This window comes from Bacillus sp. NMTD17, assembly GCF_002998735.1.
Lineage (GTDB): Bacteria > Bacillota > Bacilli > Bacillales > Bacillaceae > Bacillus.
In genome coordinates this window covers 153,746-178,447 of sequence record NZ_PVRH01000006.1, presented here as the reverse complement: position 1 = coordinate 178,447, position 24,702 = coordinate 153,746, and the positions used below count along the sequence as shown (strand labels likewise).

21 protein-coding genes and 1 pseudogene are annotated in these 24,702 nt (G+C 40.5%); 14 read left to right on the top strand and 8 right to left on the bottom strand.

Features of this window, described 5'->3' with window-relative positions:
- Positions 1-288 precede the first annotated feature (288 nt).
- Genes gatC through gatB form a run of 3 tightly spaced genes read left to right on the top strand, consistent with a single transcriptional unit; the run spans position 289 to position 3,495 of the window.
- Positions 289-579: an Asp-tRNA(Asn)/Glu-tRNA(Gln) amidotransferase subunit GatC gene (gene gatC, locus C6347_RS16985; RefSeq protein ID WP_003213898.1), complete on the top strand. Its 291-nt coding sequence runs from the start codon at positions 289-291 to the stop codon at positions 577-579.
- 14 nt (positions 580-593) lie between these two features.
- On the top strand, positions 594-2,051 hold the full coding sequence (gene gatA, locus C6347_RS16980; RefSeq protein ID WP_060595712.1) for an Asp-tRNA(Asn)/Glu-tRNA(Gln) amidotransferase subunit GatA: 1,458 nt from the start codon (positions 594-596) through the stop codon (positions 2,049-2,051).
- Between the two features lie 13 nt (positions 2,052-2,064).
- Positions 2,065-3,495: an Asp-tRNA(Asn)/Glu-tRNA(Gln) amidotransferase subunit GatB gene (gene gatB, locus C6347_RS16975; protein WP_003214292.1), complete on the top strand. Its 1,431-nt coding sequence runs from the start codon at positions 2,065-2,067 to the stop codon at positions 3,493-3,495.
- A gap of 181 nt (positions 3,496-3,676) precedes the next feature.
- Here gatB and C6347_RS16970 read toward each other — a convergent pair whose 3' ends face one another.
- Positions 3,677-4,522, bottom strand: a complete 846-nt coding sequence (locus tag C6347_RS16970) for a TetR/AcrR family transcriptional regulator (protein ID WP_106071886.1) — start codon at positions 4,520-4,522, stop codon at positions 3,677-3,679.
- A gap of 131 nt (positions 4,523-4,653) precedes the next feature.
- On the opposite strand from C6347_RS16970, the gene C6347_RS16965 reads away from it, so the two are divergent.
- Complete coding sequence (locus C6347_RS16965) at positions 4,654-7,878, top strand: efflux RND transporter permease subunit (protein WP_106071885.1); 3,225 nt, start codon at positions 4,654-4,656, stop codon at positions 7,876-7,878.
- A gap of 228 nt (positions 7,879-8,106) precedes the next feature.
- Here C6347_RS16965 and C6347_RS16960 read toward each other — a convergent pair whose 3' ends face one another.
- A complete protein-coding gene (locus C6347_RS16960; RefSeq protein WP_060595715.1) occupies positions 8,107-9,060 on the bottom strand; it encodes a nucleoside hydrolase in 954 nt (317 codons plus the stop codon).
- A 181-nt stretch (positions 9,061-9,241) separates the two neighbouring features.
- Between C6347_RS16960 and C6347_RS16955 the strand changes: the two genes are divergently transcribed.
- Together C6347_RS16955 and rlmD are read left to right on the top strand one after the other, a co-directional pair.
- Positions 9,242-10,150 (top strand): diacylglycerol kinase, encoded by a 909-nt coding sequence (locus C6347_RS16955; RefSeq protein WP_034664632.1) that lies wholly within the window; start codon positions 9,242-9,244, stop codon positions 10,148-10,150.
- Between the two features lie 60 nt (positions 10,151-10,210).
- Positions 10,211-11,590: a 23S rRNA (uracil(1939)-C(5))-methyltransferase RlmD gene (gene rlmD, locus C6347_RS16950; protein ID WP_106071931.1), complete on the top strand. Its 1,380-nt coding sequence runs from the start codon at positions 10,211-10,213 to the stop codon at positions 11,588-11,590.
- A 167-nt stretch (positions 11,591-11,757) separates the two neighbouring features.
- Here the strand turns inward: rlmD and C6347_RS16945 are convergent, their stop codons facing one another.
- Positions 11,758-12,318 (bottom strand): hypothetical protein, encoded by a 561-nt coding sequence (locus C6347_RS16945; RefSeq protein ID WP_106071884.1) that lies wholly within the window; start codon positions 12,316-12,318, stop codon positions 11,758-11,760.
- 48 nt (positions 12,319-12,366) lie between these two features.
- Positions 12,367-12,849, bottom strand: a complete 483-nt coding sequence (locus C6347_RS16940; protein ID WP_060595717.1) for a hypothetical protein — start codon at positions 12,847-12,849, stop codon at positions 12,367-12,369.
- Between the two features lie 341 nt (positions 12,850-13,190).
- Between C6347_RS16940 and C6347_RS16935 the strand changes: the two genes are divergently transcribed.
- The 3 genes and pseudogenes from C6347_RS16935 to C6347_RS16925 all read left to right on the top strand — a co-directional run.
- On the top strand, positions 13,191-14,327 hold the full coding sequence (locus C6347_RS16935; RefSeq protein WP_258182081.1) for a Rap family tetratricopeptide repeat protein: 1,137 nt from the start codon (positions 13,191-13,193) through the stop codon (positions 14,325-14,327).
- Positions 14,328-14,724: 397 nt separating this feature from the next.
- Complete coding sequence (locus C6347_RS16930; RefSeq protein ID WP_106071882.1) at positions 14,725-15,696, top strand: tRNA dihydrouridine synthase; 972 nt, start codon at positions 14,725-14,727, stop codon at positions 15,694-15,696.
- Between the two features lie 110 nt (positions 15,697-15,806).
- Positions 15,807-16,256: pseudogene (locus C6347_RS16925) on the top strand (SMI1/KNR4 family protein); the annotation flags it as partial.
- A 132-nt stretch (positions 16,257-16,388) separates the two neighbouring features.
- Here C6347_RS16925 and C6347_RS16920 read toward each other — a convergent pair.
- Positions 16,389-17,153 carry a MurR/RpiR family transcriptional regulator gene (locus C6347_RS16920; protein WP_106071881.1) on the bottom strand — a complete coding sequence of 255 codons (765 nt, stop codon included), beginning with the start codon at positions 17,151-17,153 and terminating at the stop codon, positions 16,389-16,391.
- Positions 17,154-17,301: 148 nt separating this feature from the next.
- On the opposite strand from C6347_RS16920, the gene C6347_RS16915 reads away from it, so the two are divergent.
- Both C6347_RS16915 and C6347_RS16910 read left to right on the top strand, forming a co-directional pair.
- Positions 17,302-18,891: an alpha-glucoside-specific PTS transporter subunit IIBC gene (locus C6347_RS16915; protein ID WP_106071880.1), complete on the top strand. Its 1,590-nt coding sequence runs from the start codon at positions 17,302-17,304 to the stop codon at positions 18,889-18,891.
- Positions 18,892-18,908: 17 nt separating this feature from the next.
- The gene (locus C6347_RS16910) at positions 18,909-20,237 is read left to right on the top strand and encodes a 6-phospho-alpha-glucosidase (protein WP_106071879.1); all 1,329 of its coding nucleotides are present in this window, start codon (positions 18,909-18,911) and stop codon (positions 20,235-20,237) included.
- A gap of 146 nt (positions 20,238-20,383) precedes the next feature.
- On the opposite strand, the gene C6347_RS16905 is transcribed toward C6347_RS16910, so the two are convergent.
- Positions 20,384-20,755, bottom strand: a complete 372-nt coding sequence (locus C6347_RS16905) for a hypothetical protein (RefSeq protein ID WP_034664610.1) — start codon at positions 20,753-20,755, stop codon at positions 20,384-20,386.
- A 181-nt stretch (positions 20,756-20,936) separates the two neighbouring features.
- On the opposite strand from C6347_RS16905, the gene C6347_RS16900 reads away from it, so the two are divergent.
- Both C6347_RS16900 and C6347_RS16895 read left to right on the top strand, forming a co-directional pair.
- Positions 20,937-21,374, top strand: coding sequence for an Rrf2 family transcriptional regulator (locus C6347_RS16900; RefSeq protein ID WP_106071878.1), 438 nt, complete (start codon positions 20,937-20,939; stop codon positions 21,372-21,374).
- Positions 21,375-21,439: 65 nt separating this feature from the next.
- Positions 21,440-22,354 (top strand): NAD(P)/FAD-dependent oxidoreductase, encoded by a 915-nt coding sequence (locus tag C6347_RS16895; RefSeq protein ID WP_106071877.1) that lies wholly within the window; start codon positions 21,440-21,442, stop codon positions 22,352-22,354.
- Between the two features lie 10 nt (positions 22,355-22,364).
- Here C6347_RS16895 and C6347_RS16890 read toward each other — a convergent pair whose 3' ends face one another.
- The gene (locus tag C6347_RS16890) at positions 22,365-22,571 is read right to left on the bottom strand and encodes a hypothetical protein (RefSeq protein ID WP_060595723.1); all 207 of its coding nucleotides are present in this window, start codon (positions 22,569-22,571) and stop codon (positions 22,365-22,367) included.
- Positions 22,572-22,684: 113 nt separating this feature from the next.
- Between C6347_RS16890 and C6347_RS16885 the strand changes: the two genes are divergently transcribed.
- Positions 22,685-23,332 carry a DUF3885 domain-containing protein gene (locus tag C6347_RS16885; RefSeq protein WP_066031191.1) on the top strand — a complete coding sequence of 216 codons (648 nt, stop codon included), beginning with the start codon at positions 22,685-22,687 and terminating at the stop codon, positions 23,330-23,332.
- A gap of 33 nt (positions 23,333-23,365) precedes the next feature.
- On the opposite strand, the gene C6347_RS16880 is transcribed toward C6347_RS16885, so the two are convergent.
- Positions 23,366-24,694: a 6-phospho-beta-glucosidase gene (locus C6347_RS16880; RefSeq protein WP_034664592.1), complete on the bottom strand. Its 1,329-nt coding sequence runs from the start codon at positions 24,692-24,694 to the stop codon at positions 23,366-23,368.
- Positions 24,695-24,702: the final 8 nt, after the last annotated feature.

Sequence of the window (24,702 nt, the reverse complement as noted above, 5' to 3'; positions counted from 1 at the left end):
ATCAACCTTCTTAAACCTCCTTCTTACATAAAAAAATGCGTGAATTATTGATGAGAATCCATATGTAAGCGTTACCAATAATATTTAAAAGAAAAAATTTTCTGAGAAATAATCAATTCCTGATACAAATCATTTTCATACTTTCTGGTTTTAAAGGGGGATTGGGTGAATGGCTACCTTCTCAAGCCTCCGCAAAGTTGCTTTAGAACAGTAAAATTTGATATGATAAAGTGTATATGACTTATGATCATGACCATGAACACGTATCATTTTTGGAGGTGAACCTGCATGTCTAGAATTTCAATAGAAGAAGTAAAGCACGTGGCGCATTTGGCACGGCTTGCAATCACAGAAGAAGAAGCTGAAATGTTTACTGAACAGCTTGATAGCATCATTTCATTTGCAGAGCAGTTAAACGAGGTAGATACGGAAAACGTTGAACCAACAACACACGTATTAAAAATGAAAAACGTCATGAGAGAAGATGTTCCGAATAAAGGTCTTTCCATTGAGGCAGTCATCAAAAACGCGCCTGATCATAAAGACGGCTATATTCGTGTGCCATCAATTTTGGACTAAAGGAGGCCTGAGACATGTCACTGTTTGATCACAAAATTTCTGAATTAAAAGAGCTTTTACATAAAAAGGAACTGTCTGTTTCTGATTTAGTGGATGAGTCTTATAAACGAATCAATGAAGTAGACGGGAAAGTACAAGCATTCCTTGCACTGGACGAAGAGAAAGCTCGTGCGTATGCAAAGGAATTGGACGAGGCAGTTGGTGAAAAGGACGAGCTTGGTCTATTGTTCGGTATGCCAATCGGTGTGAAAGATAACATCGTCACAAAGGATTTACGTACAACAGCATCTAGTAAAATCCTGCAAAACTTTGATCCTATTTATGATGCAACGGTTGTCAATCGTCTGAGAGATGCGGAAGCAGTCACAATCGGTAAATTAAATATGGACGAATTTGCGATGGGATCTTCTACAGAGAACTCAGGCTACAAAGCAACGAAAAACCCGTGGAATTTAAACACTGTTCCAGGTGGATCAAGTGGTGGCTCAGCAGCTTCTGTTGCAGCAGGTGAAGTACCATTCTCACTTGGATCAGATACAGGCGGTTCGATTCGCCAGCCGGCATCATTCTGCGGAGTTGTGGGACTGAAGCCGACATATGGCCGTGTATCTAGATACGGTTTAATCGCATTTGCTTCATCATTAGATCAAATTGGGCCGATTACGCGTAACGTAGAGGACAACGCATACGTACTTCAAGCGATTGCTGGTGTCGATCAAATGGACGCAACGAGTGCAAATGTCGACGTGCCAGATTTTCTTTCTTCATTAACTGGAGACATCAAAGGCATGAAAATTGCAGTGCCAAAAGAATACCTTGGAGAAGGTGTTGGCGAGGAAGCAAAAGAGTCTGTTCTCAAAGCGTTAAAAGTATTAGAAGGACTTGGTGCAACATGGGAAGAAGTGTCTCTGCCGCATTCTAAATATGCGCTTGCGACTTACTACTTACTGTCTTCTTCAGAAGCATCTGCGAACCTTGCGCGCTTTGACGGCATCCGCTATGGCTACCGTACAGATCATGCCGACAACCTGATTGATTTATATAAAAATACACGTTCAGAAGGCTTTGGAAACGAAGTGAAACGCCGCATCATGCTTGGGACATTCGCTCTTAGCTCAGGATATTATGATGCATACTATAAGAAAGCACAAAAAGTCCGTACATTGATCAAAAAAGACTTCGAAGATGTTTTTGAAAAGTATGATGTCATTGTAGGGCCAACAACGCCAACTCCTGCATTTAACATTGGAGAAAAGACAAGCGATCCACTGACTATGTACGCGAACGATATTTTAACGATCCCTGTGAATCTTGCAGGCGTTCCAGGAATCAGTGTGCCTTGTGGATTTGCAAATGGTCTTCCGTTAGGACTGCAAATCATCGGCAAGCACTTTGATGAAGGAACGGTTTACCGCGTGGCTCACGCTTTCGAGCAAGCAACAGATCATCATAAAGCAAAACCTGAACTGTAAGGGGTGAATCAGAATGAACTTTGAAACGGTAATTGGACTTGAAGTCCACGTTGAGCTAAAAACACAATCGAAAATTTTCTCCAGCTCGCCGACACCTTTTGGTGCAGCTGCCAACACGCAAACAAGTGTCATTGACCTTGGATATCCTGGCGTACTGCCTGTATTGAACAAAGAAGCGGTAAACTTTGCGATGAAAGCGGCCATGGCGCTGAACTGTGAGATCGCAACAGATACAAAATTTGACCGTAAAAACTACTTCTATCCTGATAACCCAAAGGCGTATCAAATCTCTCAATTTGATAAACCGATCGGTGAAAACGGCTGGATTGAAATTGAAGTAGAAGGCAAAACAAAACGAATCGGTATTACGCGTCTCCATTTGGAAGAGGATGCAGGTAAACTGACGCACACAGGCGACGGATATTCACTAGTCGATTTCAACCGTCAAGGCACACCGCTTGTTGAAATCGTATCTGAGCCAGACATTCGCACTCCAGAAGAAGCGTATGCGTACTTAGAAAAACTAAAATCCATTATTCAATATACAGGCGTTTCTGACTGTAAGATGGAAGAAGGCTCACTTCGCTGTGATGCCAATATTTCACTTCGTCCGATCGGCCGTGAAGAGTTTGGAACGAAAACAGAGCTCAAGAACTTGAACTCGTTTGCTTTCGTACAAAAAGGTCTTGAATTCGAAGAGAAACGCCAAGAGCAAGTATTGCTATCTGGTGGCTTGATCGAACAGGAAACGCGCCGCTATGACGAAGCGTCTAAAAAGACGATCCTTATGCGTGTCAAAGAGGGCTCAGATGATTACCGCTACTTCCCAGAACCAGATTTGGTGGAGCTGTACATTGATGACGAGTGGAAAGAACGCGTAAGAGCATCCATTCCAGAGCTTCCAGACGAGCGCCGCAAACGCTACATCGATGAGCTTGGACTTCCTGCATATGATGCCATGGTGCTGACGCTGACAAAAGAAATGTCTGATTTCTTTGAAGCAACCATTTCAGAAGGTGCAGAAGCGAAGCAAGCTTCAAACTGGCTGATGGGTGAAGTATCTGCCTACTTAAACTCAGCTCAAAAAGAGCTGGAAGATACTAAGCTAACGCCGCAAGGCCTGGCTGGTATGATCAATCTCATCGAAAAAGGAACGATTTCTTCTAAGATTGCCAAAAAGGTATTCAAAGAGCTCATTGAAAATGGAGGAGACGCAGAAACAATCGTCAAAGAAAAAGGACTTGTCCAAATTTCTGACGAAGGTGCACTGCTCAAACTTGTCACAGAAGCACTTGATAACAACCCGCAATCCATCGAAGACTTTAAAAATGGAAAAGACCGCGCGATTGGTTTCTTAGTCGGACAAATCATGAAAGCATCGAAGGGACAAGCAAACCCGCCGATGGTCAACAAGATTCTCCTAGAAGAAATCAAAAAACGCTAAATAGCAAAAACCGCCTCATGAGAAGAGGCGGTTTTTTTGCTTGAGAGGACAGGGTCTTATCATAGATTCAGACCACCGCCGTATATCAATTCGGAGATTCTTTTCTTATAATGAAGTATAAGCGAAAGTGCACATTCGAAGGGGGATAAAGGTGAACTAACCGGAAAAACAGCACGTAATATTATTGAAGAAACAGCTTCAATTGTTCCACTACTTTTAAGACAGCAGGGTCCTCACACTTTTCTAAATTCGTCAGCATCCCTTGAATGACTGGCTTACGAGGCTCAGTTTTCACCAGTTCTTCTTCAATGACTTCAATGGATACAAGGGTATCATCAGAAAGCAGATGCTCAAGCTTTAACAAACGAAACTCCTCTTGAAGGGAAGCAGCACTCGGCGCTTCATCGTCCCAAATGGTCTGCTTCAGGATCGGTTTCGTCTGAGAACGAAGCAAGCCTTGGACCAAATCATCGAATCGTTCGAGTATAAAGGAAGAGAGCTCATCAAATGATAATTGCATCTGATCTTGTAAAAGCAGGACCTGCACATACGATTGGATGATTCCTTGAATCATGACTGACAGGTCAGTTATATATGGCTCGATCTCCTGTCCATAAGTGGTCAAGATGGAAATTTGAATTTCATCATTCATTTGCTTTTTCACTGTTTTTGAATACTTTTTAATTTGCTGGTTTTCTGGAATAATGTTCTCGCTGAGGATCAAAATGATAAAATCCTTGTTCTCAGCAAAATGCTGAAACTGTTCAGCGATTTGTTTCTGGAAGATCTTTCTCGGCGCGAGATGCTGATTCTCTTTTCGAATCGTTTCAATACTTTGCATAGAAGTGTCGATATAATATTCAAAGGCTCGATTGAAAAGCTGTTCTTTTGATTTGAAATGTAAATAAAATGCGCCTTTTGATATTCCGCACTCATCTGCAATTTCCTGAATGGTCGTAGAAGAAAAACCCTTTTTCGCAAACAACTGGATGCTTGCTTTAATGATTTTTTCTTTTTTTTCGTTCATGAAATAAGGCCCCTTCAGCTTTAGAATGTTACGTCAAACGCAAGTGAAATGGTTGACGGCATTGTATATCACCGTTTATTATGATATAGAATGACCAGTCAGTCAATACATAAAGGAAAATGGAGGACATAATGAATTCGATCATCAATTTTGTATTAAAGAATAAGTTCGCTGTATGGCTCATGACGATTATCGTAACAGTTGCTGGTCTATATGCCGGATTGAATATGAAACAAGAATCAATCCCGAATATCAACACTCCAGTCATTACGGTTTCTACAACGTATCCTGGCGCAACGCCGGACGAAGTATCAGATAAGGTGACCGACCCAATTGAGAAGTCTATTCAAAACCTCAACGGAGTCAATGTGGTCACATCCAATTCATTTGAAAATGCCTCATCTATTCAAGTCGAGTACGACTATAACAAAGACATGGATGAAGCAAAGAAGGAAATTGAAGATGCGATTAGCAATATCAATTTTCCGGAAAATGCAGAAAAACCAAAAATTGCACGCTTTAGCATCAACGCGATTCCAATCTTAGCACTCAGCGTCTCTGGTGATAAAGAATCACTAGAAGACCTTACACAGAAAGTAGAAAACGACCTTGTTCCTTCTCTTGAAGGATTAAACGGTGTCTCTTCTGTCGAAGCTTCAGGACAGCAAATCAAAGAAGTAGAATTTTCTTTTAAACAAAAGAAATTGAAAGAATACGGTTTAGATGAAGAAACCGTCCAAAACATGATCAAAGGCTCTGATGTCAACGTACCATTAGGTCTATACACATTCGGCAACAAACAAAAATCAGTTGTCGTGGACGGCAATATTTTAAGCGTCAAAGATTTGAAAAACATGCGAATCCCTGTCACACCAAGTGCAAGCGGCGGTGCGGGAAGCGCTGGAGCTGGAGCACCATCCAGCGGCGCTGAAAACCCAGGTGCGCAAGGTGCAGAGCAGCAGGCTGGAAATGCTAGTCAGCAGCAAGCAGCAGCTCAGCAGCAAACTGGTGGAGGAGCAGCAAGCGGTCAAACTGTAGAGCTGCCGACGATCAAGCTTTCTGAAATTGCGGATATTAAAGTAGTAAAAGATGCAGAATCGATCTCTAGAACGAATGGAAAAGACAGCATCGGTCTGCAAATTGTCAAAGGCTCTGATGCCAATACCGTGAGTGTGGCAGAAGAAGTGACAAAAGAGCTTGAGAAATTCAAAAAAGACAACAAAGGAATCAAAGTAAGCACGACATATGATCAAGCAGAGCCGATTAAAGAGTCTGTCAGCACAATGCTAAACAAGGCAATCATCGGAGCAATCTTTGCGATCATTATCATTATGTTGTTCCTTCGAGATATCAAATCAACATTAATTTCGGTCATCTCCATTCCGTTATCTCTGTTGATTGCTGTTTTATTATTAAATCAGCTTGATATTACATTAAATATCATGACACTTGGTGCCATGACCGTCGCCATTGGACGTGTGGTCGATGACTCGATTGTGGTCATAGAAAATATCTATCGACGAATGGCGTTAAAGGATGAACCGTTAAAAGGCAAAGCACTCGTCAGAGAAGCCACAAAAGAAATGTTTATCCCGATCATGTCTTCGACAATTGTGACCATTGCGGTATTCTTACCGTTAGCATTAGTAGGTGGAATGATTGGTGAACTATTCATCCCATTTGCCCTAACGATTGTGTTTGCTTTACTTGCTTCACTGCTTGTCGCCATTACGATTGTTCCAATGATGGCACACAGTCTATTTAAAAAGAACCTGTACGGCACAGCGAAAAAGGTAAAAGAGCATAAACCAAGCAAGCTTGCTGGCGGTTATAGACGTGTACTCAATTGGACACTGAACCATAAATGGATCACATCAGGAATTGCCATTCTTATGCTTGTTGGAAGCTTATTCTTAGCACCACTTGTCGGTGTCAGCTTCTTACCACAGCAAGCAGATAAGACGGCGATGGTAACATATACACCTGAACCTGGACAAACGAGAGAACAAGCAATCGATGAAACGAAAAAAGCAGAAGAATATTTGATCAAACGTGACCATGTCAATACTGTTCAATATTCACTTGGATCTTCAAATGCGCTTACAGCAAGTGTAGGCGGCAACTCTAACGGTGCGTTATTCTTCGTACAATATGATGAAGACACGCCAAACTTTGATAAAGAAAAAGATAAAGTGGTCAAAGCCCTGCAGGATAAAACGTCTAAAGGGGAATGGAAATCACAAGACTTCTCATCTGCTGGTGCAAGCAATACAGTAACGTACTATGTCTACGGTGACAAAGTAAGCGATATTGAAGGCACAGTAAAAGATGTCGAGAACATCTTAAAAGATGAGAAAAACCTGAAAAATGTCAGCACAAGCTTATCTGAGAAATATGACGAATATACGTTTAATGCAGATCAAGAAAAACTGGCGAAGCTGGGTCTAACTGCTTCACAAATCGCTCAAGCGATTGCTCCTCAAAATAGTGAAACAACACTGACGAAAGTCACAGAGGACGGCAAAGAACTTGATGTGAAGCTTCAAACCGAAAAAGACGAATATAAGAGCAAAAAAGATTTAGAAAATAAAAAGATCACAACACCAACAGGACAAGAAGTCCGGATTGGTGATGTCGTAAAAGTAAAAGATGGTACGACAGCAAATACGGTGACAAAACGTGATGGAAAAATCTACGCAGAAGTGTCTGGTGACATGACAACAGACAACGTCTCAAGTGTGACACAGGATGTTCAGAAGAAAGTCGACAAGCTTGATGTGAAGTCTGGCGTAACGATTGACACAGGCGGCGTAAGTGCGGATATTGAGGAATCCTTTACACAGCTTGGACTTGCAATGCTTGCAGCGATTGCCATTGTGTACCTCGTTCTCGTCATCACATTTGGCGGAGGTCTTGCACCATTTGCGATTCTGTTCTCCCTTCCATTTACGATTATTGGCGCACTCGTTGGATTGTTTTTAGCAAAAGAAACCATCAGCTTAAACGCCATGATTGGATTGCTCATGCTGATCGGGATCGTTGTGACAAATGCCATTGTGCTGATTGACCGCGTCATTCATAAAGAAAAAGAAGGTCTTTCAACAAGAGAAGCTTTACTTGAAGCAGGTACAATAAGATTACGTCCAATCTTAATGACTGCACTTGCGACGATCGGTGCACTGCTGCCACTCGCATTAGGATTTGAAGGCGGAAGCCAGATCGTATCAAAAGGACTTGGCGTGACCGTGATCGGCGGTTTAACAAGTTCTACACTTCTCACATTGGTCATCGTCCCAATCGTGTATGAAATTTTAAGCAAGTTCAGACGTAAGAAAAAGTACGCTGAAGAAGAATAAGAGGGAGCCCCGCTCATTGGCGGGGCTTTCAGCGTCTAGACAAACCCTCATTCCTTGTCAGTCCTGTGCTCCGGTGCTCACGAATGTTCAATTCGCTCCGCTCCGGTGCTCGTCCTTCCTAGACTTCAAAGGTTTTCTATCACGCTGAAAAAAGACAAAGGACTAAAATAAAGATCATTTTAGCCCTTTGTCAATAATCTGGAATCCCCGTTCATTAGCGGGGATTTTTTATGTTGAAATCTGACAAACAGCTTTTCTCATGAGCTCTTCAAATGCTTGGAAAAAGGCATCACGATCGACATGGTCAATCACTTGTATTGACTTTCCATCTGGATGTTCTTCTGTACGTCCTTGCTTTGGCGTCTCGGTATAAACGATCGCGCCCACTTCCTTTGAACGGGTAAATGATGAAGAAGCAAGTGTCATCGTTGTCAGCACGTCCCATAGGTAATAGGTCGAATTCGTTTCATGATGAATGAGCGGTGGACAAAAGGCGTAGCACTGACCAATAAAATCAATTCCAATGTGAGAACGAAGGGAAGCCCAGCGCTGACGCACATCAAGTGTAAGCGGAACTTGATTCGTGCTTTCAAGTGCGACCATTTCAATAGGAAAGCGTTCCTGGAAGACAGTGCTGACAGCATAAGGATCCCAAAATGCATTCCATTCTGCTGTCCCATCATGCTCGGGTTCCTCAACATTGCCTTTTTCAAGAAACGTACCGCCCATCCACACCAATTTTTCAATTTTATTAGAGATTGAAGGATCTTCTTCTAAGGCGCGAGCAAGGTCTGTGAGCGGACCTGTAAAGAGCAGCGTGACAGGTTCTGCTGCCTTTTTAACGGTTTCGATTAAATGAAGGTGTGCTGGAAGCTTGGACACTTTTGTATCCACAATGCCTTTCTCGTTTAGAATAGGTAAGGCATCTACATAAAAAGCATGCATGCGCCACTCTTTCGGAAAAGGATTGACGCCTCTAGAATTTGAAGCAGCGATTTCAATTTCATAGGGGCTAAATCGATCAATGATTTTTTGAGACGCACTGAGAGCAGGCTCTAAATAACAATCAGCAGGAATCACAGACGTCCCGATCACTTTCAGATGTTCCATTTGAAGGAGAAGAAATAACGAGACGAGGTCATCAACACCGCCATCATGATTAAAATAGACAGGCTTTTTCATCGCATACCATCCTTTAGAGCGTTTTCTTTTATCTTATCAGAATGCTTTCTTGTTGAGTGAAATGTGACAGGAGATTTCTCATATTAGCTGGTTGTTCTGTTGCCATTTTCAAATCTCATAGTATAATTAAAGGTTGTTAGTGGTGAAAATAGATTGCATAATGAATATAGGATGATGATGAATGAAACGTGCTCGAATTATATACAATCCGACATCTGGGCGTGAACTCTTCAAGAAGAATTTGCCGCAGGTTTTGCAAAAATTTGAACAAGCTGGCTATGAAACATCTTGTCATGCAACCACATGTGCAGGAGATGCGACACAAGCAGCTGAAAAAGCTGCACAGAGAGACTTTGATTTAATTGTAGCAGCAGGTGGAGACGGCACGATCAATGAAGTCGTCAACGGACTAGCACCGCTTGAAAAAAGACCAAAACTAGGAATCATTCCTGTTGGAACAACAAATGACTTCGCAAGAGCACTTGGCATTCCACGAGAAGGTGTTTTAAAAGCGACAGATGCCATTATTGATGGTGTAGCGAAGCCGCTTGATATCGGTAAAGTCAACGGCCATTATTTTATTAATATTGCAGGCGGCGGCCGGTTAACAGAGCTCACTTATGAAGTGCCTAGTAAGCTGAAGACAATGCTTGGACAGCTTGCTTATTATTTAAAAGGCATGGAGATGCTTCCTTCTATCCGCCCGACAGAAGTCGAAATTGAATATGACGGCAAATTGTTTCATGGAGAAATCATGCTGTTTCTTGTTTCACTCACAAATTCAGTAGGCGGCTTTGAAAAGCTAGCGCCAGATTCCATTTTAGATGATGGAATGTTTGACCTGATTATTTTAAAGAAGGTCAATTTAGCAGAAGCCATTCGAGTAGTCAGCCTTGCACTACGAGGCGAGCATATTCATGATAACAATGTCATCTACGCAAAAGCGAATCGCGTGAAGGTAGATGTAAAAGATAAAATGCAATTAAATTTAGATGGCGAATTCGGCGGCATGCTGCCAGGTGAATTTGAAAACCTGTATCGTCATATAGAATTTATAGTGCCAAAAGCAACAGCTGAAAAAATAGGGTAGAGATTGAACTTGGTTCCTTATGGCGCCAAGTTTTTCTTTGCAAATGAGGTGATAAAATTGGTGAAAATGAAACCGCCTGTTGAAAAGAATGAATACTACAATGTAACCTTCGAAGACTTAACGCACGAAGGTGCAGGTGTAGCGAAAATTGAAGGGTTCCCTGTCTTTGTACCGAATGCCCTTCCTGACGAACAAGGGAAAATCAAAGTCACACGTGTCAAAAAAGGATTTGCTTTTGGACGACTCATGGAGCTGACAAAGGAAAGTCAGCACAGGCAAGATGCGCCATGTCCTATCTACAAGCAGTGCGGAGGCTGTCAAATTCAGCATATGAGCTATGAAGGCCAGCTGCTATTTAAACAGAAACAAGTAAAGGACGTTTTAGAGCGGATCGGCAAGCTTGATATGAGCCGTGTAAAAGTTCATTCTGTACTAGGCATGGAAGACCCTTGGAATTACCGAAACAAAGCACAAGTTCCAGTTGGCGAACGGGAAGGCGGACTTGTTGCAGGATTTTATCAGCAGCGTACCCATGAAATCATCGATATGAAAAAATGTTTGATCCAGCAATCAGAAAATGACGAAGTGGTACAGGCGGTAAAAGACATATGCAATGCGTTTGGCATTAAAGCATATAACGAAGAGCGGCACAAAGGCTGGCTGCGTCATGTCATGGTTCGCTACGGTATTGCAACAGGTGAAATGATGGTTGTGTTTGTCACTAGAACGGCTGACTTTCCGCAAAAGCAGGAGGTGATTGAGCAGATTATAGCACGCTTCCCACATGTTCGGTCAATTGTGCAAAACGTGAATTCAAAGAAAACAAATGTCATTTTCGGAGATGAAACGACCGTTTTATGGGGAGAAGAATACATTTATGACACGATTGGCGACATCAAATTTGCCATTTCAGCCCGCTCGTTTTATCAAGTGAACCCAGCTCAAACAAAAGTGCTTTACGACAAAGCGCTTGAATATGCAGAGCTGCAAGGTGAAGAAACCGTGATTGATGCGTATTGCGGAATCGGTACGATTTCCTTATTTCTCGCCCAAAAAGCAGGCAGAGTATATGGCGTAGAAATTGTGCCAGAAGCAATTGAAGACGCAAAACGCAACGCTGCCTTAAACGGAATCAACAACGTCGAATTCGCAGTCGGTGAAGCAGAAACCGTCATCCCAAATTGGTATAAAGAAGGCATCAAAGCAGATACCCTCGTCGTCGACCCGCCAAGAAAAGGCTGTGACGAAGCACTGCTTGACACCATTTTAAAGATGAAACCAAACCGAGTTGTGTATGTTTCCTGTAACCCCGGGACGCTTGCTCGTGATTTGCGTATTCTTGAAGAAGGCGGGTATGTGACAGAGGAAGTGCAGCCTGTGGATATGTTTCCGCATACGAGTCATGTGGAGTGTGTGGCAAGTCTTGTGATTAATCATTAATGTATTGAAAGACATCCCGATTTCGAGAAAAACATCGATATCAGGATGATGCATAGGCTTTCTGCTGATAGCATCTATGGTCCAAAGATTAAAGCAGCAGTGTTAGAAAAGCGGTATAAAATAATATCTATGAGTAAATAGCCCCCTGTCCTTTATTGGATGGGGGGCTATTCTTCTATGTTCTTTTGATTTTTTTGATCAATCGCAGAGGATATGATATCAAGTCCGATATATAGAAAGCTAACAAAGAAAGATAAAATTAATACACCATTTCCCCATATAGAAACTTCAACTATCTCCATATTTAGTACATATTTAATTGAAAAGTAAATAAGAGCCCACGAAGCAAAAAATTCTAAAATATAAGTTATCCATTTTGGGACCTTCAATAAAAAAATGATTCCCTTCCCTATAAATAAAACTATAAATGACCAAAAAATCACGATAATGCTAACTAACAACGAAAAGGTCATCAAAGAGAAAAATGAATCATAAGTAATGTATTCACCGAAAAGAAAATTCACTCCCAATGAGACTAGATAAAGCATAACAGTTGGAAGGGCAATAACGAAACTTAGGGAAAAAAATATTAGTAAAATAAGAAGAACGGCAGCAATAGCGCCAGGGGCTTCATCTACAACGTTTTTCTTTCTGAAAAAAGTATAGAGTATGATAGACACTAAAAGGAGTATTAAAAAAGTCAATGAAATCACGTAAGAAAAAGACATGAATACCTCCATAAAAAAGCGCTATTAGAAACTAATAGCACTTGTTATTTAGATAAGATTAACGATGAACTTTGCCAAAGTTTTAGCAACATCTTTAGGAGCGCCTATTTTAGTAAAAGCTTTTATGAATTGTTTTTCCGTCCACTTTTCCCCTTTATCCATTATATTTGCGATTTTGGCAGAATTCTTTCTGATCCAAGCAGCAGCCTTTGGATTAAAGGGTTTCAATGCTTTTGACAGTAACCATCCACCAGAACGTAAAGCACCTCTGAAAGCTTTATATGACCACGAAACAACACCTTGAGTAGAAACATCTCCATTTGTTGTAGCTTGAGTTGCTAAAGAATTGGATTGGACAGGGCTGGTACTGTTATTTGTCGCGGCTTGTTGTAAAGAAGTTTTATACACCTTCGTATGTAATGGTCCTGTTGATTTAGCCGGATCTGCTGCAAACGCAGTAGTCGCACCAAGACCGGAAGTTAATAAAGTTGCGCTTAGTAGTACAGGAACAAATTTTTTTCTAAAAGTCATGTTAATTTCGCCTCCGAAAATTTAATGAAGAGGCTGCTTATAAAGCTAGAAAAATCTTGTTGTTTAAGCCTCAATTATAAAATACATCTTAAGAAAATCCAGTGAAATATGTCTTAAATCCGTATAGGTCTTTTATATAGGATAATCACTCCTTTCTACATGTATACAAAAATTGTAACAGCAACCGTATTAAGGATAAATGGTATCTTTGTACTGTATTTTTTGCAATGTGATAAATTCGTGTATCTATTTGATTTTTATGGAAATTGCGGTTTCTTTTCGGTGTGGAATTATTCTGAAAATGATAATATATGTCATTATAGGGAATGGCAAGGAAGGGGATGGCAGGAGTGGAGAAAATTCTTTCTTCTCAAGTTGGTATCTTGATAAATGATTGGTATAGATTTATAAGAACATTCAGCGTGCCGGATGCAGAGATTTTAAAAGAACAGATTGAAAGAGAAATAGAGAACATGGAAGAGGATCAAGATTTACTACTTTATTATCAATTAATGGAGTTTAGGCATCGACTCATGCTTGAGAGTCTTGAGCCTATTGAAATGAATCAACAACGCCCCACTTTACCCAACTTACTCAAAGAAATAGAGAACAAACAACCTCATGTCAAAGGAACGCTTGACTACTATTCAAACTTCTTTAGAGGTATGCACGAATTCCATCACAAGAATTATGTTGCTGCTATAAATTTTTATAAGATTGCTGAAGAACATTTAAAGAATGTACCTGATGATATAGAAAGAGCGGAATTTCATTATAAACTGGCCGATGCTTATTATCGTATTGATCAACATTTCGTATCATTAAATCATTTGGAAAAAGCAAAAGAAATGTATTCAACGAGCGAGTTTTACAAAGCGAAAGTAGTCGGTTGTAATATCAAATTTGGAGCGAATATGTATGACTTATACCGTTTAGATGAGGCAGAATCTTATTATCGGAAAGCCTTGAGTTTGGCTCAAGAGCTTAAAGAGGATACAGCACGAAGAATCATTGGTGTAATACATCATAATATAGGGTTAGTCAAAAAGAGGGCGGGGAAAATTGAAACCGCAGAAAATGAATTTCAAAATTCAATTCAAATTAAAGAACACGCCGAAACGGTTTCGGGAATTAGAACTCTTTATATGTTGTCATGGGTATTCTACGATCAAGGTAAAAAAGATGAAGGAAATCAATATTTTATTTGTGGCATAAATAGAGCCAGCCTCGCAGACGATCAAGAATATATAGCTAAATTAAAAATCATTTATGCACTTTTTGAAGAATATAATCAATTGGAGGTAAAAGAAAGCCTCGGTTATTTAGAAAGTAAACATCTATGGCAAGATGTTGCAGAGTTATCAGAAAAACTTGCAGATTATCATTATCAAAAAGGGAATTTTGAAATGAATAGAGAATATCTAAAAAAGACCATTAAAGCTCAACAACAAATACTAAAAATGGCGGAGGCGTTATGATGAAAAAGTTATTTATCAGTTTAACAATTTTTTCTGTGTTATTCGCTGCCGGTTGGTCACTTGATAAAATTATTACTTCTAACACTTATCATGTAACAGAAAAGGCAATTACAATTTAAAAAGCCCTGCATAGGGCTTTTTTTATTTGAATATCTTTTTCATTAGTTTGCTGGATGCTTTACTTACTGCCCATCGCGTGAACACATTTCTTAGTAAGAACGGCGTTTACGTCTCCTCAAATTTTTGATATTTTATAAAGTGCTGATAGTATTTTGTTCATTTTATACTCCTTTTGCGTTGAATCCTAACTAAAGTATATAATGATAAAAATTGCTGAAAGAATTTACAGAAGGACATGCCCATAAGGCGCTATGTCATGAGAGGAATTGGATGAAAGATGAGTAAAAATTTCTGGCGTGATTTACCACGGCCATTTTTTATATTAGCACCAATGGAAGAAGTGACAGATGTTGTGTTTCGTCATGTTGTGAGTGAGGCGGCGAGACCTGATGTGTTTTTTACAGAGTTCACGAACAGCGAGAGCTATTGCCATCCGGATGGTATTCAAAGTGTGAAGGGGCGTTTAACCTTTACAGAGGATGAACAGCCGATTGTTGCTCATATTTGGGGAGACAAGCCTGAAAACTTTAGACAAATGAGTATTGGAATGGCGGAGTTAGGGTTTCAGGGGCTTGATATTAATATGGGCTGTCCTGTTCCGAATGTCACGCAAAACGGGAAGGGCAGTGGCTTGATTCTTCGCCCAGACGTTGCGGCAGAGCTGATTCAGGCTGCAAAAGCTGGGGGATTACCTGTCAGTGTGAAAACGAGACTTGGTTTTACAGAGGTCGATGAATGGCGCGGTTGGCTCAGACACATATTGGAGCAAGACATTGTGAACTTATCGATCCATCTTCGTACTAGAAAGGAAATGAGCCAGGTGGATGCGCATTGGGAGCTTATTCCTGAGATTATAAAACTGCGTGATGAAGTAGCACCTGATACTCTTTTGACCATCAATGGTGATATTCCTGATCGTCAAACGGGCTTAAAGCTCGCTGAGCAGTATGGAGTGGACGGAGTGATGATTGGGCGCGGGATTTTCCATAATCCATTTGCCTTTGAAAAAGAACAGAAGGAGCATACGAGTGATGAGCTGCTAGGCCTTTTAAGGTTGCATCTTGATCTACATGATCAATATTCATCACTAGGCTTGCGTCCATTCAAGGCACTGCACCGTTTCTTTAAGATTTATGTGAAAGGATTCAGAGGAGCGAGTTTCCTAAGAAATCAATTAATGAACACATCATCAACAGATGAAGTGCGTGCAATGCTGGATGAATTTGAAGCGAGAAATAAAGAACAATAACGATTGAAAAGAGGAGGAGAAGCCCTTCTCTTTTTTCTATGAATAGGACTATTAAACTAGTCGTCTCAAATGGTAAGATAAGATAGAAATAACAATTGGAGGTATTTTATTTGAAATCATTTTGGGATAAAGACAGAGAAAGTGAAGAGACATTTAAGAAAATCAATGAGAAAGGAATTGCAAAAGCGGAAAAGAAGCTAGGCGTCATCCTGCCTGATACATATAAGAAACTTATTCTTGAACAAAATGGCGGTTATACCTTGCATAATGCTTTTCCAACGGACCAGCCGAATGGATGGGCAGAGGATCATGTGTCATTTGATCATTTAAGAGGAATTGCTAAAAATGAAGGCATTATGGATAGTGATTATTTAATAGAAGAATGGGAATTGCCTGAGGGACTTGTGCTGCTTTGTGGGGATGGTCATACGTGGATTGCATTGGATTACAGAGTAACAAAGGAGCATCCGCCCATTCATTACTTTGATCTAGAATATGAGACGGATTTCAAATTAGCGGATTCGTTTGATGAATTGCTTGCTGGGCATTATACTGCTGAATAACATTGAGCAGTCATCACTTATTTCAGAAAAATATTTTGGTGTTTTTTGAGAGAGACAAAAGTGTCTCTCTTTTTTATGAAGCAAAATGAATTATTTCACCACTTCACCCCAAAACTGTACCTGTTATTTTTAAGTCCTATTATTCAATTGGTTCCTTTTCCACTCACTAAATTTTCTGACGATAATATCTACCACAATGTAAAATGGCAGAAAGCTGGAGTTGTCCACTTTGTTATACAAAGGAAACGGGGTGCTGCTTACATAGATGTTAAACATGGCATTTTGCGCAAGGAGGTTATTCCTCAATGTGGTCATGCTGATAAATTTGATATGTCTCGTTTTCACCAATTGAATGATTTCATCTAAATTCTTCGATTCGCCTGATAAAGAAATGATAAATAAAAGGTCATCCTCACCAAATTCAACGATTCCATCTGTTAAGTCTCGCTTACTTCGCAAAACTTGAGATTTCTTATGCAATGACCATAACTGTCGTTGTACATCATTGGCCAAATCGAGCTGAGCTGTTCCTGTACCATAAATATAAATATACGGTGCGCGATCAATCAGTTGATTTAATTGATGAAAGTCCAGCTGTTCCATATATTTCCTTGTCTGCTGGATATCTTGATCGAGCAGCTTCATTAAATCTTGTGTTGTTTCTTCAGTATGATTATTCAATTTCACATAAGACTTTAAGTCACTGTAGCCGTCGAAGCCTATTTTCTTGGCAAGCCGATGGATGGATGAGATGGAAGTATGAGCATAATGAGCAAGATCCTGAATTTTCATTGTCTTCATTTCTTCAAGGTGATCGTGAATCGTTTTAATAATGTGCAGATCATTCTTATTTAAATCTTCGAAGTATTCATTTACCAACTTGTCCAATATCATGCGATGTGCCCTCCAACATGAAAATATTTTCTTCCTGTGAAAATATAATCTAATGTTACAACTTGATTTCTAAATACGTCAAACCTATTGGTTTTTGAAAGCGCTACCTTTACAGTGGTCTTATGGATCAAACAAAGGGGTTATGCTTATGAATGCAATCAAGCGATTTGGCAGTGCTATGGTAGTTCCTGTACTTTTATTCGCATTTTTTGGTATTGTTGTAGGCCTTGCGACTTTATGTAAGAATCCAGCGATTATGGGGGAAATGGCTGCAGAAGATACGATGTGGTATAAGGTTTGGGCACTGATTGAAAGCGGGGGATGGACGATTTTCAATCATATGGAGCTGGCATTTGTGATTGGCTTGCCCATCTCTCTTGCAAAAAAAGCGCAAGCACGTGCTACGCTCGCAGCTTTGATGATTTATCTTGTGTTTAACAATTATATTCATGCTATTTTGACACTTTGGCCGTCCACTTTTGGTGTTGATTTATCGCAAGGTGTCGAGAATGTAGCGGGTGTAAAAGAAATTGCGGGTATACCTACGCTCGATACAAGTATCATTGGTGCGGTTATGATATCTGGAATCGTGATTTGGATCCATAATCGTTTTTATGATCAAAAGCTGCCTGAAATGCTCGGGATTTTCCAGGGGCTTGTATTTGTTGTCATCATCGGATTCTTTGTAATGATTCCTATTGCTTTTATCGTTGCTTTTGTATGGCCCTATGTTCAGCAAGGGATTCAATCTCTCCAAGGGTTCATGTCACAGTCTGGATATATTGGTGTCTGGCTGTTTCATTTCTTGGAAAGGGTGTTAATTCCAACAGGACTTCACCATTTTATTTATACACCTTTTGAGTTTGGTCCAGCGGCTGTAAATGGGGGGTTAAAACCATATTGGATTGCTCACTTAAATGAATTTGCGACCTCAACTTCCGATTTGAAAAATCTTTATCCATACGGATTTTTACTGCATGGAAATATTAAGATGTTCGGCTGTTTAGGGATAGCTCTAGCGATGTATTTTTCTACCCCGAATGAAAATAGAAAAAAGGTTTTGGCATTGGTGTTACCCGCCACATTAACAGCAATATTTGCCGGAATTACAGAACCACTTGAATTTACATTTCTATTTCTCGCGCCTTATTTATTTGTCATACATGCACTTCTTGGAGCCACAATGGTGACAATCATGAATATGTTTGGTGTTGTCGGAATGATGGGTTCCGGGCTTATTGAGATAGCTGCATTGAACTGGATTCCGCTCTCTTCAAATCATGGAGGGGTTTATCTGATCCAAGCAATGATTGGATGTCTATTTACAGCATTGTATTTTGTCATATTTAGATGGATGATTGTGAAATTTGATATTCCATTACCAGGTCGAAAACATGAGGAGGAGACTAGGCTATATACAAAACAAGATTATGAGAATGCTAATAAAAAGGGTCATGACAAAAAGGAAGCGCCCGTTTATGCGTCTGAGTATGAAGAGAAAGCCGTTTATTTCTTAGAAGGCCTTGGCGGTAAAGAAAACATTAAAGATGTGACAAACTGTGCCACGCGTCTGCGTATTACAGTGTTTGACCCTAGCTTGGTGAAAGATAGGGAATACTTTACAAAAAATAAACGGGCACACGGAATGGCTAAGAGTGGTCAAAGCATTCAAATCATTGTTGGCTTAAGTGTACCGCAAGTGAGAGAGTCGTTTGAGACAAAACTTTCATTAGATTGAAAAAGGAGCTGGATATCATGAAAAAAACATTTAATATTACCATTGCTGGAGGCGGAAGTACATTTACACCAGGGATCATTTTGATGCTGTTAGACTATCTAGAGGAGTTCCCAATTCATACAATTAAACTCTATGATAATGATGAAGCTAGACAAAAAACGATTGCAGATGCATGTGAGATTATGTTAAAAGAACGAGCACCAGAAGTGCGATTACTGGCAAGCACGGACCCAGAAGAAGCCTTTACTCAAGTCGATTTTGTGATGGCACATATCCGTGTCGGCAAATATGCAATGCGTGAATTAGATGAGAAAATTCCATTGAAGCATGGAGTCGTCGGACAGGAAACATGCGGTCCAGGCGGAATAGCTTATGGAATGCGGTCCATTCCAGGTGTATTAGAACTTGTCGATTATATGGAAAAATACTCACCTGAAGCTTGGATGTTAAACTATTCTAACCCTGCAGCGATAGTAGCAGAGGCAACACGTAAGCTAAGACCGAATGCCAAGATTTTAAATATATGCGATATGCCAATTGGAATCGAAGAATTGATTGCAAAGAATTTAGGCTTAACTTCACGTAAAGAACTAGAAGTAGATTACTATGGTTTGAATCATTTTGGCTGGTGGACAGATATTAGAGATAAAGCAGGAAATAGCTTAATGCCTGAGGTGATTAAGCATGTAAGCCAGCATGGTTATGCAACAGATGGAACATCTGAACTAGAACAGCAGAAGAGCTGGAACAGCACGTTAAAAAAGGCTAAAGATATTCAAGCACTTGATCCAAAAACGGTACCGAATACGTATTTGAAATACTATCTATTTCCAGATGAAGAAGTGGCACATTCAAATATAGACTTCACGCGTGCCAATGAAGTGATGGAGGGGCGAGAAGCTTTTGTTTTTAGTGAATGTCAGGCCATCATTGATAAAGGGAGTGCGAAGGAAACAAAGCTAACCATCGATGAACACGCTTCCTATATCGTTGATTTAGCAAGAGCCATTGCTTTTAATAAAAAAGAACGGATGCTGATGATTGTAGAGAACAATGGCGCCATCATGAACTTTGACCCAACAGCCATGGTCGAAATTCCTTGTATCGTTGGCAGCAGCGGTCCAGAAAAATTAGTGGTTGGAGAAATTCCTAGATTTCAAAAAAGTCTCATGGAGCAGCAGGTTGGCGTAGAAAAATTAGTAGTAGAAGCATTTGAAGAAGGTTCCTATCAAAAACTATGGCAGGCCATCACATTATCGAAAACGGTGCCGAGTGCTAAAGTAGCAAAAGATATATTAGACGACTTAATTTTGGCAAATAAAGCTTTTTGGCCAGAGTTAACATAACATGAGAATAAGCAATATGGGCGTTACATCGCTCATATGCTTATTTGTTTTTTCAACCATGTATTCCGCTTTTTTTGTGATGGCGACAAAGCGGTTTTCACTGGGTACTAAAAGACCCCCTCGTCAAAAAGGGGGTCATCATTTCCTTACTCTGCACTCTCCTCAACCTCACGGCTATCCTCTGTTTCACCAATATAAATTGGACCGTTTGCGTGGTCGAGTCGGATTGGCCATTCGTATGGAATTTGAAGTCGTTTAGCAATACCTCTCCAGAATTTTGTAGAATCATATTCGAATTCTTGGAAGTCTTTTAATAAGTCTTTGTAAGACGAGCCATCAAATTGAATGAACATGTCTTGAAGGCGCATGAACGCGACATGTCTCACTTCTAATGCTGCCGCAGCTTCCATTTCTTCTTCTGTTGCTTCACCAATGATTGTTCCTGCGGGCGGAAGCATGTCGTATACGTTAAATTCCTCTTCTTCTTCGTGTGCTGCATTGTGCTGTTGATCTGACATTTTTTTCACTCCTTCTAGTTTTCATCAAAATTTTATTCGTGCTTACCTTTATTATCGGAAGAAAATGCGAAATGTGGAATGAAAAAAGAAGCAGATCCACAACACTTGCTTTTTCTTCTTGAATCTTTTATGATCAATTACAGATATAAAAGGTCTATAATAGATAGAAAGGAATGTTCCTATGAAATATTCTAAAGCGACCAACTATGCACTTCATACGATGGTGTTTTTAACTCTTGCGCCGAAGGGGAAAGCAATTGGCGTTGAGCCTCTTGCTAAAATGCAAAATCTTTCACCCACCTATTTATCTAAAATTTTAACAAAGCTTGTAAAGGCAGGATTGATTGAATCAACACCTGGTGCAAAAGGTGGTTACGCCATTCTGAAAAAGAAAGAGGACATTTCATTTTTAGACGTCATTCAAGCGGTAGAAGGTCAAACCAATTTATTTCGTTGTTCTTTAGAACATGATTCTTTCATGCCTCATGATGGTTGTTTGATTGAACAAGCCATGCAGGATGTTGAAATGAAAATGCAGGAAACGCTAAGTCAAAAGCGGTTAGTTGATATCGCTAGCCAAATTGAGCAGACAGAAAAAAATCCATTTTTCAACATGTGATTTTTTTTGAATAAATTATAGATATTAAGAATCTTTAAAGTCTTGAATAAAAAGGAGAGATTTATATGCTATTAGATTGTGCCATTATTGGAGGCGGGCCAGCCGGATTAAGTGCAGCACTTGTTGTGGGGCGGGGCAGAAAACAGGTCATTGTATTCGATGACGAGATGCCAAGAAATCGAGTGACTCAGGAATCACATGGATTTATTACAAACGATGGAATGACACCGTTTGAGATCAGACAAGCGGGAGAGGCAGATATTCAAAACTACCCTCATATCCAAATAAAGCGAAGCAGAATTGTTGAGATACAAAACAATGAGGACAACTTTACGTTACTGACACAAGAGGGAGAAAGATTCGAAGCGAAGAAAATCATATTGGCAACAGGACTTCAGGATATACTGCCAGAGATTAAGGGAATTCATGACGTGTATGGAAAGACGTTGTTTAGCTGTCCTTTCTGCGATGGCTGGGAGCTAAAGGACAAGCCGCTTGCCCTAATTGCTGAGAATCCACGCGCCTTGCATATGGCTAAACTTCTTTCCAATTGGACAAAGGATTTGATCGTGTTTACGAATGGGCAGCAAGCGTTAGCTGAAGAGGAGAAGGCACTGCTATCAGCACATTCTATTCAAGTCATTGATGTACCGATTATGTCAATCGATCATGACAATGGGCAGCTGCACTCTCTCCAACTTGCGAATGGGGAGACAGTGAAAAGAGAAGGGGGTTTTGTCGCAAGTGATTTCAAGCAGTCAGCTCCATTTGCTGAAAAACTTGGCTGCCAAATGACGAAAAATGCGAGCATTGAAACAGATATTCTTGGACGTACAACCGTCAGCGGTGTCTTTGCATGCGGTGACAATTTAGGCGGCCCTGCTCAACTTGTACTTGCAGCAGCTGCTGGAAGCCAGGCAGGAATGGGCGTCATCCATGAACTTGTGCAAGAGGAATTTCAACAAAAAACATCTCTATGAAAAGAGATGTTCAGCGATGAACGGTTTTCTGTTTTGCTAAGACGTGAGCTGCCCATTCAAAAAGTGCGTAGATGACAAAGAAGATAAGGATCCAGCTGCTGGCATCGACCCATACATTGGTGATATGAATGATGTTCGCCTGATCAAGTCCAGTCTGTACCCACATAGTGATCAGTGCTGTAAGGAACACTTGTAAAAACCTTGTTGATGTTTTCAATTGGTCACACCTCCATCTCTTTCCATCATATAAGAAATGACAGTTTATTTCCAATTGTTTTTCCATCAGTTTCAACGGTAAAATAAGAAATAAAATCAATGGAAGGACATGACATGAGCGATCAAACCAATAGTTTTTTAAAAAGTCATTTTCCTGATCTTGTCCTCACACCGTCCCTTTTTTATCAATGGCCTTTTGGGCTTCGCTTTGAAGTGGCAGATTGGTCATTAGGAGAAGAATCAGTTGTATTAGAAAAAGCAGGGGATCGTGCTTTGAAAATTGTCAGATATGCTTTTGATCCAGAAGACGATATTCTGTTTGTCACGGATGTCTATACGCAGCATGAACATGAATTAACGAAGCAAAAGCTCCTAGTTTATCAGAAATATGTCCGCCAGCAAGTACGCAATCGATTGCGTCACGAGCTTTTGACCTATGTTAGACCAGAACTAGATGAGCCACTGACATTGGAGAGATTTACCTTAACTTGTCAGCTGCAAGATATCCGATTACGCCCACTTCTACAAGCCATATGCCAAGAGGATTTCTATGCACCGAATCAAATTATGAACGGGAAGCTTGGTTATGAAATTTATCTCATCAATCTCACAAAACAGATGATTTTCCACTTATATGATGATCGAGGCTGTGATCTTATTGCGGCAGATGCTGAGCGTCTTCGGCCAGTCTATGAGGGCTTACAGCACTGGCTATTAGACTATGATCGTGCTCAGATGGACAGGCTTTTTGCAGTGAAATAAGAAAACCGCACTTTTGACAAGTGCGGTTCTGTTTTATGCTTCTACTTTATTGAAGAATTGTGGTAAATATTCTTTGTGTGCTTCTAGCATCTCATCTAGGATGCTTTTTGCAATCGCATCAGATGGGACTAGCGGGTTGATCGTCATTGCGACAAGTGCTGTGTTGTAATCGCCTGTCACGGCTGCTTCAGCGGCAACACGTTCAAAAGATTTAATTTGAGAAATAAGTCCTTTGACTGCGACAGGCATCTCGCCAACAGCGATTGGTTTAGGACCGTCTTTTGTGATGACACAGTTCAGTTCAACGGCAGAATCATTTGGAATGTCACTGATGGCACCATTGTTGATGGTGTTCACCGGCTGAATGTCGTGCTTGTCGTTATAAATGGATGCAATCAAGTTACAAGCCGCATCACTGTAGTAAGCACCGCCTCGTTTTTCAAGCTGTGGCGGTTTGATATCAAGATCAGGATCTTTGTAAAGCTCGAACAGGTCATTTTCTAGTGCACGAACGACTTCTGCACGAGTTCCTTCATTCTCTGCTGCTTTCTTTTCTTCAGCCAGCATATCACTTGTTTTGTAGTAGTAGCGGTGATATGGACATGGAATGACGCCAAGCCCTTTTAAGAAATCTGCATTCCACGGAATGGCTTGAATGTTGTTCATCGACATGCTGGAGTTTGGATCTGCCATGTCTTCGATGACTTGATCCATGATGCTTTTGCCATCTAAGAATACATTGAGTCCAAAGACCATATGGTTTAATCCAGCAAAGCTGACTTCGACTCTGCTTGCGTCTACATCAAGTCCTTTGGCGATTCCCATGCGAATACCGATTGGCACGTTGCATAAGCCAACGACTTTGCGATGGTTTGAATAGCGAAGAACGGCTTCTGTGACCATACCAGCTGGGTTGGTGAAATTCACAAGCCATGCGTCTGGGCACAGTTCTTCAATATCTTTGACAATATCAAGAATGACTGGAATGGTGCGAAGTCCTTTGAATAGACCTCCTGGACCATTCGTTTCTTGACCAATGACATCATATTTTAAAGGAATGCGTTCATCCTTCATACGTGCTTCAAGAAGTCCGACACGGAATTGTGTTGTAACGAAATCAGCGCCCGCAAGCGCTTTCCGGCGATCTAATGTTAAATGAACCTCGATTGGAAGTCCTGCTTTTTTCACCATTCGTTTTGCAAGATTTCCGACGATTTCAAGCTTTTCTTTTCCTGCTTCAATATCGACAAGCCAAAGCTCGCTAATCGGAAATTCATCGTATCGTTTAATAAATCCTTCTACAAGCTCTGGTGTATAGCTTGATCCTCCGCCAATTGTGACAACCTTTAATCCTTTTGCCATGTGCTGCA